At 73.9% G+C, this 12,759-nt stretch carries 10 protein-coding genes; 8 read left to right on the forward strand and 2 right to left on the reverse strand.

Annotated elements, in window-relative coordinates:
- Positions 1–14: 14 nt before the first annotated feature.
- The 4 genes from ACFOSY_RS20080 to ACFOSY_RS20095 all read left to right on the forward strand — a co-directional run bounded on the left by ACFOSY_RS20080 (position 15) and on the right by ACFOSY_RS20095 (position 5,065).
- Positions 15–1,358: an NYN domain-containing protein gene (locus ACFOSY_RS20080; RefSeq protein ID WP_394308764.1), complete on the forward strand. Its 1,344-nt coding sequence runs from the start codon at positions 15–17 to the stop codon at positions 1,356–1,358.
- A 231-nt stretch (positions 1,359–1,589) separates the two neighbouring features.
- Positions 1,590–2,630, forward strand: a complete 1,041-nt coding sequence (locus ACFOSY_RS20085; RefSeq protein ID WP_394308766.1) for a C40 family peptidase — start codon at positions 1,590–1,592, stop codon at positions 2,628–2,630.
- A 197-nt stretch (positions 2,631–2,827) separates the two neighbouring features.
- Positions 2,828–3,841, forward strand: coding sequence for a C40 family peptidase (locus ACFOSY_RS20090; RefSeq protein ID WP_394308768.1), 1,014 nt, complete (start codon positions 2,828–2,830; stop codon positions 3,839–3,841).
- A gap of 33 nt (positions 3,842–3,874) precedes the next feature.
- Positions 3,875–5,065 (forward strand): hypothetical protein, encoded by a 1,191-nt coding sequence (locus ACFOSY_RS20095; RefSeq protein ID WP_394308770.1) that lies wholly within the window; start codon positions 3,875–3,877, stop codon positions 5,063–5,065.
- A 113-nt stretch (positions 5,066–5,178) separates the two neighbouring features.
- Here ACFOSY_RS20095 and ACFOSY_RS20100 read toward each other — a convergent pair whose 3' ends face one another.
- Positions 5,179–6,414, reverse strand: coding sequence for a glycosyltransferase 87 family protein (locus tag ACFOSY_RS20100; protein ID WP_394308983.1), 1,236 nt, complete (start codon positions 6,412–6,414; stop codon positions 5,179–5,181).
- Between the two features lie 120 nt (positions 6,415–6,534).
- Here ACFOSY_RS20100 and ACFOSY_RS20105 point away from each other — a divergent pair, with 120 nt between their 5' ends.
- Positions 6,535–7,677 carry a glycosyltransferase family 4 protein gene (locus ACFOSY_RS20105; RefSeq protein ID WP_394308771.1) on the forward strand — a complete coding sequence of 381 codons (1,143 nt, stop codon included), beginning with the start codon at positions 6,535–6,537 and terminating at the stop codon, positions 7,675–7,677.
- A 311-nt stretch (positions 7,678–7,988) separates the two neighbouring features.
- On the opposite strand, the gene ACFOSY_RS20110 is transcribed toward ACFOSY_RS20105, so the two are convergent.
- Positions 7,989–9,785 (reverse strand): AMP-dependent synthetase/ligase, encoded by a 1,797-nt coding sequence (locus ACFOSY_RS20110; protein WP_394308773.1) that lies wholly within the window; start codon positions 9,783–9,785, stop codon positions 7,989–7,991.
- A gap of 296 nt (positions 9,786–10,081) precedes the next feature.
- Between ACFOSY_RS20110 and ACFOSY_RS20115 the strand changes: the two genes are divergently transcribed.
- From ACFOSY_RS20115 to ACFOSY_RS20125, 3 genes are all read left to right on the forward strand, one after another.
- On the forward strand, positions 10,082–10,888 hold the full coding sequence (locus ACFOSY_RS20115; protein ID WP_394308776.1) for a metallophosphoesterase family protein: 807 nt from the start codon (positions 10,082–10,084) through the stop codon (positions 10,886–10,888).
- A 140-nt stretch (positions 10,889–11,028) separates the two neighbouring features.
- Positions 11,029–11,472 (forward strand): SRPBCC family protein, encoded by a 444-nt coding sequence (locus ACFOSY_RS20120; RefSeq protein ID WP_394308778.1) that lies wholly within the window; start codon positions 11,029–11,031, stop codon positions 11,470–11,472.
- 85 nt (positions 11,473–11,557) lie between these two features.
- The gene (locus ACFOSY_RS20125; RefSeq protein WP_394308780.1) at positions 11,558–12,709 is read left to right on the forward strand and encodes an ArsA family ATPase; all 1,152 of its coding nucleotides are present in this window, start codon (positions 11,558–11,560) and stop codon (positions 12,707–12,709) included.
- Positions 12,710–12,759: the final 50 nt, after the last annotated feature.

Raw genomic sequence — 12,759 nt, forward strand, 5'->3', positions numbered from 1 at the left:
TGGGGTGTTGACGGATGGTGGAGACCACGGGCGGGGGGCCGCAGGACGGCGCCGCCGAGGTGCTCGACCGTCCGCTGCCCGACGGGGTGCGCCGCAAGGTCGTCCAGATCGTCGCGGACGGCTTCGGCGGGCTCACCGTCGCCGAGCTGCCCGCTCAGCTGCGGCAGTACGCCCGGTTCACCCCGACCCGCCGCGCCAAGTTCGCCGGGAACGCGATGGCGGCGGCGCTGGAGACGGAGCCGCTGTTCCGGCAGCGGATCGGGGAGAAGCTCAGAGAGGCCGAGCCGGAGCTGACCGGCGCCCTCGACTCCGGCTCGCCGCCCCCGGCCGCGGACCCGCTCGACGTGGCGGCCGCGGCCTATGTGCTCCGCCCGCCGGGCTGGGTCAAGCTGGTCACCGCCGCCGGCGAGGAGGCGCAGCGCGCCGACGCCGAGCGCGCCGACGAGGAGACCCGCGCCGAGCTGGAGCGGCTGCGCGCCGAACTGGACCGGGCCCGCGAGCACACCCGCGCCGAGACCGAGCGGCTGCGCGCCGAGCTGGACGCGGCGAAGAAGGAGACCGACTCCCTGCACCGCAAGCTGCGCTCCGCCCTCGCCGACGTCAAGCGCGGCGAGGCCGCCCTGCGCAAGCTGCGCGGCGAGATGGAGGCGGTGCGCGCCGAGGGCCAGACGCAGGTGTCCGCCGCCGAGAGCGAGACCCGGCGCCTCAAGGCCCGGCTGGGGGAGACCGAGGCCGCCCTGGAGGCCGCCCGCCGCGCCGCCCGCGAGGGCCGCAGCGTCGAGGACATGCGCGTACGGCTGCTGCTCGACACCGTCCTGGACGCCGCTCAGGGGCTGCGGCGCGAACTGGCGCTGCCGCCCGTGTCCGTGCGGCCCGCGGAGACCGTGGACGCCGTGGAGCCGGGCCGGATGACCCCCAAGGACATCGCCGCCCGCGCGCTGTCCGAGGACGACCCGGCCGTCCTCGACCAGCTTCTCGCCCTTCCGCAGGCGCATCTGGTCGTCGACGGCTACAACGTCACCAAGACCGGCTATCCGCAGATGCCGCTGGAGAAGCAGCGGCTGCGGCTGCTGGGCCAGCTCGCGCAGCTGGCCGCCCAGACCGGCGCCGAGGTCACCTGTGTCTTCGACGGCGCCGAACTGGCCGCGCCGGTGCTGCTGGCGCCGCCGCGCGGGGTGCGGGTGCTGTTCTCCAAGCCGGGCGTCACCGCCGACGAGCTGATCCGCCAGCTCGTGCGCGCCGAGCCGCCGGGGCGGCCGGTCATCGTCGCCTCCACCGACCGCGAGGTCGCCGACGGGGTCGCACGCGCCGGCGCGCGCCCCGTCGCGTCCGCCGTGCTCCTCAAAAGGCTTTCCTAGTACCTGATGCACTTCCGTCCCTCGTGCAACGTACAGGGGTAATGCCTGAATTGACGGAACCGTCACGCAACGTAGCGTCAAGGCGGCGTCACAGCAGGTGAGTTGTCACGGAATAAACGCGCTGTAGCGGAGATTTTGTGCCCAGGGATTTGAACTGATCACAAGAGAATCACTAGGGTCAGCCTTCGAACCCTCGCTCGCGCGATCACTCTCGAGAAGGAGCTCGTCTCCGTGGCGTCCCACCGTCGTCCCAAGCAGCCGAGCCGCGCACGCGTGACCGTGCTCACCACGGCCGCCGCTGCTGCCGTCGTCATGAGCTCGCAGGCCGCCAACGCGGCCCCCAGCGAGAAGCCGAGCAAGGACGAGGTCAAGGCCAAGGTCGACAAGCTCTACGAGCAGGCGGAGCAGGCCACCGAGAAGTACAACGGGGCCAAGGAGAAGCAGGAGAAGCTCCAGAAGGAGATCTCCACCATCCAGGACAACGTCGCCAAGGGTCAGCAGGAGCTCAACGACCTGCGCGACGGCCTCGGTTCGATGGCCAGCGCCCAGTACCGCAGCGGCGGCATCGACCCCTCGGTCCAGCTCTTCCTGTCCGCCGACCCGGACGACTACCTCGACAAGGCCTCCACCCTGGACCAGTTGAGCGCCCAGCAGGTCGACTCGCTGAAGAAGATCCAGGAGAAGCAGCGCGAGCTGGCCCAGCAGCGCGCCGAGGCCGCCGAGAAGCTCAAGGACCTCTCCTCCACCCGGGCCGAACTGGGCAAGAAGAAGAAGGAGGTCCAGGGCAAGCTCGCCTCCGCGCAGAAGCTGCTCAACAGCCTCACCGCCGCGGAGAAGGCGCAGCTCGCCGACGAGCAGAGCCGCGCCACCCGCGCCAGCGAGCGCGACGCCCTCTCGGTCAACGTCCCGGCCGGCTCCGGCCGCGCCGCCGCCGCCTTCGCCGCCGCCCAGAGCAAGCTCGGCACCCCGTACGTCTACGGCGCCACCGGCCCGTCCTCCTTCGACTGCTCGGGCCTGACCTCCTGGGCGTACGCGCAGGCCGGCGTCGGCATCCCGCGCACCTCCGAGGCCCAGACCGGCGCCGGCACCAAAATCTACTCGGTGGACCAGCTCAAGGTCGGCGACCTGGTGTTCTTCTTCAACGACCTGCACCACGTCGGCCTCTACGCGGGCAACGGCCAGATCATCCACGCCCCGCGCACCGGCACCGTCGTGCGCTACGAGTCGATGAACACCATCGGCGGCCCGTTCATGTTCGGCGTCCGCGTCTGACCTGTCCGGAAACCGCCCCGGGTGCCCCCGTTCGGGGGATTCCCGACGGTCCCGCTCCGCCTCCACGCCCCGCCTTGACCCAGGTCAACGGCGGGGCGTCACCGTGTGTGCCGCCCTGGCCGTGGCTCCGCCGACGGCCTCGGCGGCTACTGTCTGCCGCGTTTCCCTGTCCGCCAGCGGAAGGAGCGCGACTTCCCGTGGGGTCCCATCGCCGTACCGCACCGTCCTCAGGGCCCGAGCGGAGCACCGCCCTCGCCCTGGGCCTGCTCTCCGCGGCCGCCACCGCCCTCGGCGCGGTACCGGCCACGGCCGCGCCCCAGGAGGACACCCGGGCCGAGGTCGACCGCCTCTACCGCGAGGCGGAGAAGGCCACCGAGGCCTACAACGCGGCCGACGAGCGCGCCGACGCCCTGCGCCGGGAGATCGCCGACGCCCAGGACGCCATCGCCCGCAAGCAGCAGCGGGTCAACACCATGCGGGAGGCGCTGGGTTCGCTCGCCGGCTCCCAGTACCGCTCCGGCGGCCTGGAGCCCGCCCTCGCCCTGCTGCTCTCCGAGGACCCGGAGGACTACCTCCAGAAGGCCTCCGTCCTCGACCGGATCGGCGTCCACCAGACCGCCGAGCTGAAGAGACTCCGCGGCACCCTGCGCTCGCTGTCCCAGGACCGCGCCGAGGCCGCGAAACGGCTCGGCGCCCTCGAACGCAGCCGCAAGGCCGCCGCCACCCACAAACGGACCGTGGAGAAGAAGCTCACCGAGGCGCGCCGGCTGCTCGCCTCCCTCCCGGCCGGCGAACGGGCCGCCTGGGACCGCGCCTCCCGCTCCGGCCGCACCGACCTGCTCGGCCCCGGCGGCGCCCCCGCCTCCGGGCGCGCGGCCGCCGCCGTCGCCGCCGCCCGCTCCGCCCTGGGCAGGCCCTACGTGTGGGGCGCCAACGGCCCCGCCGGCTTCGACTGCTCCGGGCTCACCCAGTGGGCGTACGCGCAGGCCGGGGTCGCCCTGCCGCGCACCTCGCAGGCCCAGCGGTACGCCGGCCGGCAGGTCCCGCTGTCCGAGGCCCGCCCCGGCGACCTGGTCCTCTACCGCTCCGACGCCTCCCACGTGGCGATGTACATGGGCAACGGCCAGGTGATCCACGCGCCCTACCCCGGCGCCCCCGTGCGCTACGACCCGGTCGGCATGATGCCGGTCTCCTCGGTCACCAGGGTCTGACTCCCGCGGGCCCGCGCCCGTACCCTCGGAAAGGTGGCCGGTCGAACGCGGGTGTCGCAGGCGGCGGTGGCGGCGTTGTGCCTGCTGCTCGCCGCCCTCGTGGGATGCGGCGGCGGCCCCGCCGTGGACGCCGCCCGCGCGGAGGTGCAGTCCCTGCTCGACCGGCGCGCCGAGGCGGTCCTCGCCCGGGACGCCGCCGCCTATGCCCGTACGGGCACCCGCGACGGCTTCGACAACCTGCGCGCGGTGCCCCTCGCCGCCTGGTCCTACCGCCTCACCGAGCTGGACCGCACCGGCGACCGCGCCACCGCGGCCGCCGACCTCAGCTACCGCGTCGACGGCCACGACCGCTCCCCGGTCGTCACCGCCCGCACCCTGAGTCTCAGCCGGGACCGGGACGGCCACTGGTCGGTGGAGTCCGACCGCCCGGCCGAGAAGTCCGGCCAGCAGCTGTGGGACCAGGGCCGCGCGCAGGCCGTACGCGGCGAGCGCAGCCTCGTGCTCGGCGTCGGACAGTCCGAGCGGGCCCTGCGCGACTACGCCGAGCTCGCCGACCGCGCGGTGCCCGCCGTCACCGACGCCTGGGGCCCGGCGTGGGCCCGCAGCGTCGTCGTCCTGGTCCCGGAGACGCTGGAGGGCATGGCGGGGCTGCTCGGCTCGCCCCCGTCCTCCTACCGGGGCATCGCGGCCGTCACCACCGGGGCGACCGGCGGCGGACCGCGGGCGCCCGCGGACCGGGTGATCGTCAACCCGGACGCCTTCGGGCTGCTCGGCGACTCCGGGCGGCAGGTCGTCCTCACCCACGAGACCGCCCACGTCGCCACCCGCGCGCACACCTCCGCCGCGACCCCGCTGTGGCTGTCCGAGGGGTACGCCGACTGGGCCGGCTACCGCGGCGCGGGGCGCGATCCCGCCGAGGCCGCGCCGGAGCTGGCGCAGGCCGTCGGGCGGGGCGAGGTGCCCGACGCGTTGCCCGAGGACGACGACTTCGGCTTCACCGGCGACGCGGACGGGCTGGCGCGGGCGTACGAGGGCAGCTGGCTGGCGTGCCGGATGATCGCGGATCGGTGGGGGGAGGAGCGGCTCGGTGCGTTCTATCGCGCCGTGGGCGCGCATGAGGGGCGGGAGGGGGCTGTGGAGGACGCGATGCGGGGGGTGTTGGGCGTCACGCCGGAGGAGTTCACACTTCAGTGGCGGGATTTTGTGCGGGATGCGTTGCGGTGAGGGGGGAGATGTGGCGGTAGGGGGTGGTGGGCTGTGGTTCGTCGGCCGGTGCGGCGGGGTGGGGGTTGGTCGCGCAGTTCCCCGCGCCCCTTCGGGGCGCCCCCCTCAGGGGGTCAGGACGGGACCGTGGGGCGCTGGGCCCAGGACGGGCCGGGGGTTGTCGGGATTCGGCGGCGGGTCGGGACCGTGGTGCACCACAGGGTGCGGGCCGCCAGCAGTGACGCGGTCACCAGCAGGGCGTTGCGTACCGCCAGCAGCGTGACGCCCAGGGCGTCGCTCGCCACCACGTGGCCGAACCACACGGGGAACTCCAGCGTCGTCACCGGGCACGCGACCAGCACCAGCGCCGCCGGACGTCCCATCCGGCTCTCCCGGAAGCACAGGCACACCGCCGCGGTCCCCACCAGCCACACCATGTACTGCGGGCTGATCACCCGGCTGGTGACCGTGAACAGCAGCACCGCCGTGAACGCCGCGTCCGCCGCGGTGTGCGGCGCGAACCGGGTCGCCATCAGCCGCCACAGCACCAGCCAGGCCAGCGCGGCCCCGGTCAGGAACAGCGCCCCCGTGCTCACCCAGCTCACGTACGGGCCGAGGAACTCCACCGAGCCGTAGTTCAGCAGCACCTTCCCCTCCCAGCCGTGGTGCCGGGCCACGTGGAACACCAGCGACCCCAGCGACTCGACCTCCGTGCCCCGGTCCCGCTGGAAGCCCAGGAACGCGAACGCGCCCGGCATCAGCACCGCGAACAGCCCCGCCACCGCCACGCCCGTCACCGCCGCCGACACCCAGGTGACCCGCCTGCGCACCGCGAGCAGCAGCAGCGCCGGCCACACCTTCAGCAGCGCCCCGAACGCCAGCAGCGCGCCCGCCGGCCGGGGGTGCCGGACGGCCGCCAGCAGCCCGGCCACCGCCACCGCGGTCACCATCACGTCGTAGCGGGCGTACACCGTCGGCCCGAGCAGCGGCACGCCCGCCACCCACATCCACGCACCCCGCCGGGACCGGCCCGCGCCGCGCGCCCCGCGCAGCAGCAGCGCCAGCGTCACCGCGTCGGCCGCCAGCGCCAGCACGAAGAAGGCGGTCGCGTACTCCAGGAACGGCAGCACCGCGGGGGAGAGCACCGCCAGGGCCGCGGCGGGCGGGTACTGCCAGGTCACGTCGTCCTGCGGAAACGTTCCGGTGATGAGGACGTCGTACCAGCCCCGGTAGATCACCGACACGTCGCTGGTGACGTCCGGACCCGGGAAGACCAGCACCTTCAGCACGCACAGCAGCAGCGCCGCGCGCGTCACGCCCCAGATTCCCAGCAGTCCGGCCAGGGACCCCCGTGCGGCCGTCGGTTCCACGTGTCGCCTGCCCGTCCCGTGTGCGGTCATGAGGGGCCATGATGTCGCGGAAGCCGCCGCGCGTGCCACCGAGCAGCGCCGTGGCGGACGCACGACAACCGTTCGGTAGGGTCGGCGGCGATGCACAAGACCCTGATCGTCACCAACGACTTCCCGCCCCGTCCCGGCGGCATCCAGGCCTTCCTGCACAACATGGCGCTGCGCCTGGACCCCGAGCGCGTCGTCGTCTACGCCTCCACCTGGAAGCGCACCCGGGAGGGCGTCGAGGCCACCGCCGCCTTCGACGCCGAGCAGCCCTTCACCGTCGTACGCGACCGTACGACGATGCTGCTGCCCACCCCCGGGGCCACCCGCACGGCCGTCCGGCTGCTGCGCGAGCACGGCTGCACCTCGGTGTGGTTCGGGGCGGCCGCGCCGCTCGGCCTGATGGCGCCGGCGCTGCGCCGCGCGGGCGCCGAGCGGATCGTGGCCACCACCCACGGCCACGAGGCCGGCTGGGCCCAGCTGCCCGCCGCACGGCAGCTGCTGCGCCGCATCGGGGAGTCCACGGACACGATCACCTACCTCGGCGAGTACACGCGCTCCCGCATCGCCGGCGCGCTGACCCCCGAGGCGGCCTCCCGGATGGTGCAACTGCCGCCCGGCGTCGACGAGAAGACCTTCCACCCCGGCTCCGGCGGCGACGAGGTGCGGGCGCGGCTCGGGCTGACCGACCGGCCGGTGGTCGTGTGCGTCTCCCGGCTGGTGCCGCGCAAGGGACAGGACACGCTGATCCGCGCGATGCCCGCGATCCTGGCCGCCGAGCCGGACGCCGTTCTGCTGATCGTCGGCGGCGGCCCCTACGAGAAGGACCTGCGCCGCCTCGCCGCCGACACCGGCGTCGCCGCCTCCGTCCGCTTCACCGGCTCCGTCCCCTGGTCCGAGCTGCCCGCCCACTACGGCGCCGGCGACGTCTTCGCGATGCCCTGCCGGACCCGGCGCGGCGGCCTGGACGTGGAAGGCCTCGGCATCGTCTACCTGGAGGCCTCCGCGACCGGCCTCCCCGTCGTCGCCGGCGACTCCGGCGGCGCCCCGGACGCGGTCCTCGACGGCGAGACGGGCTGGGTCGTACGAGGCGGCTCCGCCGAAGAGACGGCGGAACGCGTCACCACCCTCCTGACCGACCCGGCCCTTCGCCACAACATGGGCGAGCGCGGCAGGGAGTGGGTCGAACAGAAGTGGCGCTGGGACCTCCTGGCAGAACGCCTGAAAACCCTGCTGTAACACCCCCCGAGGCGCGGGGAACCCTCAGGGGCGCGGGGAGCTGCGCAACCAGCCCCCACGGCGCGGCACTTGCCCGACGGGCGCGACCACCCCTGAGGGGCGCGGGGAACTGCGCGACCAACCCCCACGGCGCGGTACATGCCCGACGGGCGCAACCACCCCTCAGGGGCGCGGGGAACTGCGCGACCTGCCCCCACGGCGCGGCACTTGCCCGACGGGCGCGACCACCCCTGAGGGGCGCGGGGAACTGCGCGACCAACCCCCACGCACCCGCACCCGCCAACGGCGAGTTCCGCCCACCCCTGCAGGCGCTACTTCGCGTAGATCGCCTCGATCTCGTGCGCGTAATCCTTCGCCACAACATTCCGCTTCAGCTTCAGCGAAGGCGTCAAATGCCCCGACTCCTCCGTGAACTGCGCCGGCAGCACCCGGAACTTCCGCACCGACTCCGCCTTGGACACCGCCGCGTTCCCGTCGTCCACGGCCTCCTGGATCGCCGCCAGCAGATCCGGGTCGTCGGACAGCGACGCCGCCGTCGACCCCTCCGGCTTGCCGTGCTCGGCGCACCAGCGGTCCAGGAACTCCTCGTCCACCGTGATCAGCGCGCCCACGAACGGCCGCCCGTCGCCGACCACCATGCACTCCGCGACCAGCGCGTGCGCCCGGATGCGGTCCTCGATGACCGCCGGGGCGACGTTCTTGCCGCCGGCCGTCACCAGGATCTCCTTCTTCCGGCCGGTGATCCGCAGGTAGCCGTCCTCGTCCAGGGTGCCGATGTCCCCGGTGTGGAACCAGCCGTCGGCCAGCGCCTCGGCGGTCGCGCCGGGGTTGTTCCAGTACTCCTTGAACAGGTGCTCGCCGTGCAGCAGCACCTCTCCGTCGTCCGCTATCCGCACCACGGACCCCGGCAGCGGCTGCCCGACCGTGCCGATCTTCTGGCGGTCCCACGGGTTGAAGGCGGTGGCCGCGCAGGACTCGGTCAGGCCGTAGCCCTCCAGCACGCTGAAGCCGATGCCGCGGAAGAAGTGGCCCAGGCGCTCGCCGAGCGGGGCGCCGCCGGAGATGGCGTACTCGCCGCGCCCGCCCAGCACCGCGCGCAGCTTGCTGTACACGAGCTTGTCGAAGACCTTGTGCTTGACCTTCAGGCCGAACGACGGGCCCGACGGGGCGTCCAGCGCCCGGCTCCAGGCGATCGCGGCGTCCGCCGCCTTGTCGAAGATCTTGCCCTTGCCGTCGGCCTGCGCCTTGGCGCGCGCCGAGTTGTAGACCTTCTCGAAGACCCGCGGCACACCGAGGATCAGGGTCGGCCGGAACGCGGCCAGCTCGTCGGTGAGGTTCTTGATGTCCGGCACGCAGCCCAGCTTGATCGGCGCCATCATGGGCGCGATCTGCACCAGCCGTCCGAAGACGTGGGCGAGCGGCAGGAACAGCAGCACCGAGCACTCGCCCGTGCGGAACAGCGGACGCAGCCGCTCCACGATGTTGCCGCACTCGGCGAAGAAGCTGCGGTGGGTGAGCACGCAGCCCTTGGGGCGGCCGGTGGTGCCGGAGGTGTAGACGATGGTGGCCGGGTCGTCGGCCTTGGCGACCGAGCTGCGCTCCTCGACCGTGGCGTCCGCGACGTCCGCGCCGAGGCGGCCCAGCTCGTCCAGGCCGCCGCCCTCGATCTGCCACACGTGCTTCAGCGCGGGCAGCCGGTCGCGTACGGACTCCACGGTCGCCGTGTGCGCGTCGAGCTCCACGAGGCAGGCGGTGGCGCCGGAGTCGCCGAGGATCCACGCCACCTGCTCCGCCGAGCTGGTCTCGTACACCGGCACGGTGATCGCGCCGGCGCTCCAGATCGCGAAGTCCAGCAGCGTCCACTCGTAGCGGGTGCGGGACATCAGGCCGACCCGGTCGCCGGGCTGCACGCCCGCGGCGATCAGGCCCTTGGCGGCGGCCCGCACCTCCGCGAGGAAGGCGGCGGCCGTCACGTCCTGCCACGTCCCGCCGATTTTGCGGGCCATGACGGCGACATCGGGATGCTGCGCGGCGTTTCTGCGGACGATGTCGGTCAGATTGCCGTCCGCGGGGACCTCGTACAGGGCCGGAAGGCTGAACTCGCGCAAGACTGCTGCTCCTCTTAGGGCGCCGGCGCCACGACGGTGTGCGATGCGACGGTGCGGTCCAAGGCTCGGGCGGGTGCTCGCGAATTCACTGGTTGAAATCCCGAGCACGACTGGACTGCCCGGACGTTACCCGCCGGTATGCCCGTCACGACAGGGGGGCCCTGTCAGATGTTCGCTGCGTCACACAGGTTGGTGTTTCATTGCGCACAGTAGTCCACCGCTGAACCAGCGAGCCAGTAACCGCAGGTAGGACCGCCGTTGTTCACGTATGCCGCACACGATTACGCTTGATCGCCATGGCATCCACACCCGGCGGCGGCCGGCGCACCCACGGCACCCGCGTTCACGTGGTCAGCGACGTGCACGGCAACGCGCGCGACCTCGCCCGCGCCAAGGACGGCGCCGACGCCCTGGTCTGCCTCGGTGACCTGGTGCTGTTCCTCGACTACGCCGACCACTCGCGCGGCATCTTCCCCGACCTGTTCGGCACGGAGAACGCCCACCGCATCGTGGAGATGCGCACCGCCCGCCGCTTCGAGGAGGCGCGCGACTTCCAGCGCGGGCTGTGGGCCGGCATCGGCGTCGACCGGGCCACGGCGATCGAGACGGCGGTGCGGAAACAGTACGCGGAGATGTTCTCCGCCTTCCCCACCCCGACGTACGCCACCTACGGCAACGTCGACGTGCCGCCCCTGTGGCGCGAGTACGCCGGGCCCGGCACCACCGTGCTCGACGGGCAGCGGGTGGAGATCGGCGGCTGGACCTTCGGGTTCGTCGGCGGCGGCCTGCGCACCCCGATGCGCACGCCGTACGAGATCGACGACGAGGAGTACGCGGCGAAGATCGAGGCCGTCGGCGAGGTCGACGTGCTGTGCACGCACATCCCGCCGGAGGTCCCGGAGCTGGTCTACGACACCGTCGCCCGCCGCTTCGAGCGGGGCAGCACGGCGCTGCTGGACGCGATACGCCGGACCCGTCCCCGCTACTCCCTGTTCGGTCACGTGCACCAGCCGCTGGTGCGGCGCATGCGCATCGGCGCCACCGAGTGCGTCAACGTGGGGCACTTCGCGAGCACCGGCCGGCCCTGGGCGCTGGAGTTCTGAAGCGCCCCCGGGCGCGGACGCCCCAGGTCGGGTGATCTCGGCGCGGGCGGTGCGCGGTAGCCTTCCGCTGCACGCGCGTGCGCTCAGGCCCACGCACGGCGAGGACGACCTACCGGCCCGCATCTGGAGGAGCCACGGCGATGGCGGAACACACCAGCTCGAGCATCACCATCGAGGCGGCACCGGCCGACGTGATGGGGGTGATCGCCGACTTCGCCCGCTACCCCGAGTGGACGGGAGAGGTGAAGGAGGCGGAGGTCCTCGGGACCGACGCCGAGGGCCGCGCCGAGCAGGTGCGCCTGGTCATGGACGCGGGCGCGATCAAGGACGACCAGACCCTCGCGTACACCTGGAGCGGCCCGCACGAGGTGTCCTGGACGCTGGTGAAGTCCCAGATGCTCCGCTCCCTCGACGGCTCCTACGTCCTCACCCCCGCCGGCGCGGGCACCACCGAGGTCACCTACCGGCTGACCGTCGACGTCAAGATCCCCATGCTCGGCATGATCAAGCGCAAGGCGGAGAAGGTCATCATCGACCGCGCGCTGGCGGGCCTGAAGAAGCGCGTGGAGTCGGGAACCGAGTAGGACCGAAAGTCGGCCCCTCCGGCGCTCGAGGAGCGGGGTCCGGGGCGGAGCCCCGGGACGGTCGGTGCCGGTAGCGTTCACCTCCATGCGTACCCTCCTGATCACCGGCCCCGGCGGCAGCGGCCGGACCACGGTCGCGGCCGCCACCGCGTTCGCCGCCGCCCGCGAGGGCGCCCGCACGCTGCTGCTCGGGACCGATCCGGGGGACACCCTGGGCCCGGTGCTCGGGGACGCGGACGTGCCCGGGCTCACCGTGCGGCGCGTCGATCCCGACGCGGGGTTCCGGGCCGACCTCGCCGCGCTCCAGGAGCGCGCGGGCGGCGCGCTGGACCTGCTCGGCGCCTCCCGCCTGGTGCCCGAGGAGACCGGCCCCCTGCCCGGCGCCGAGGAACTCGCCGTGCTGCGCGCCCTGCGGGACGCCGCCGCCTCCGAGGACGCCCACGACCTCCTCGTCGTCGACCTCCCCGCCGCCCCGCGCGCGCTCGCCCTCCTCGCCCTGCCCGAGGAGCTGCGCCGCGTCCTCAACCGGCTGCTGCCGCCCGAGCGGCAGGCCGCCCGCGCGCTGCGCCCGGTGCTCGGCCGGCTCGCGGGCGTCCCCATGCCCGCGGAGTGGATCTACGAGACGGCCGCCCGCCTCGACCTCCAGCTCGCCGCCGTCGAGGCCCTCCTCGCCGGCCGCGGCACCGCCGTACGCCTGGTCGCCGAGCCGGGGCCCGCCGGCGCCGACGCCCTGCGCACCGCCGCCCTCGGCGTCGCCCTGCGCGGGCTGCGCCTGGACGCGGTCGTCGCCAACCGCGTCCTGCCGGAGAGCGAGGCGGCTGGCTGGCTCGCCGGGCCCGTCGCCCAGCAGCGCAAGACGCTCGACGAGTGGCGCGAGGAGCACACCGTGCATCCCGTCGCCCACCTCGGCCGCGACCCCCGCGGCGCCGACGACCTCACCGCCCTCGCCGTGCCCGCCGCACCCGAGGCCGCCGGCCCGGTCCGGTGGCCGGTCGCCGACCGGATCGCCGAGGACGGCGTCCTGGTCTGGCACCTCCCGCTGCCCGGCGCCCGCCGCGACACCCTCGACCTCGTCCGCCGCGGCGACGAACTGACCGTCACCGCCGGACCGTTCCGCCGTGTCGTCCCGCTGCCCTCCGCGCTGCGCCGCTGCACCGTCGACGGCGCCGCCCTGCGCGAGGGCGAGCTGCGCGTCCGGTTCCGGCCCGATCCGGAGCTCTGGCCGCGCACCCGGTGAAGCCGCGAGGGCCGTTCGGGTACCGTCGAGGGGGCCACCCGCAGTCAAGG

This window comes from Streptomyces lusitanus, from assembly GCF_042647945.1.
In the GTDB taxonomy this organism is placed as follows: Bacteria; Actinomycetota; Actinomycetes; order Streptomycetales; family Streptomycetaceae; genus Streptomyces; species Streptomyces pseudogriseolus.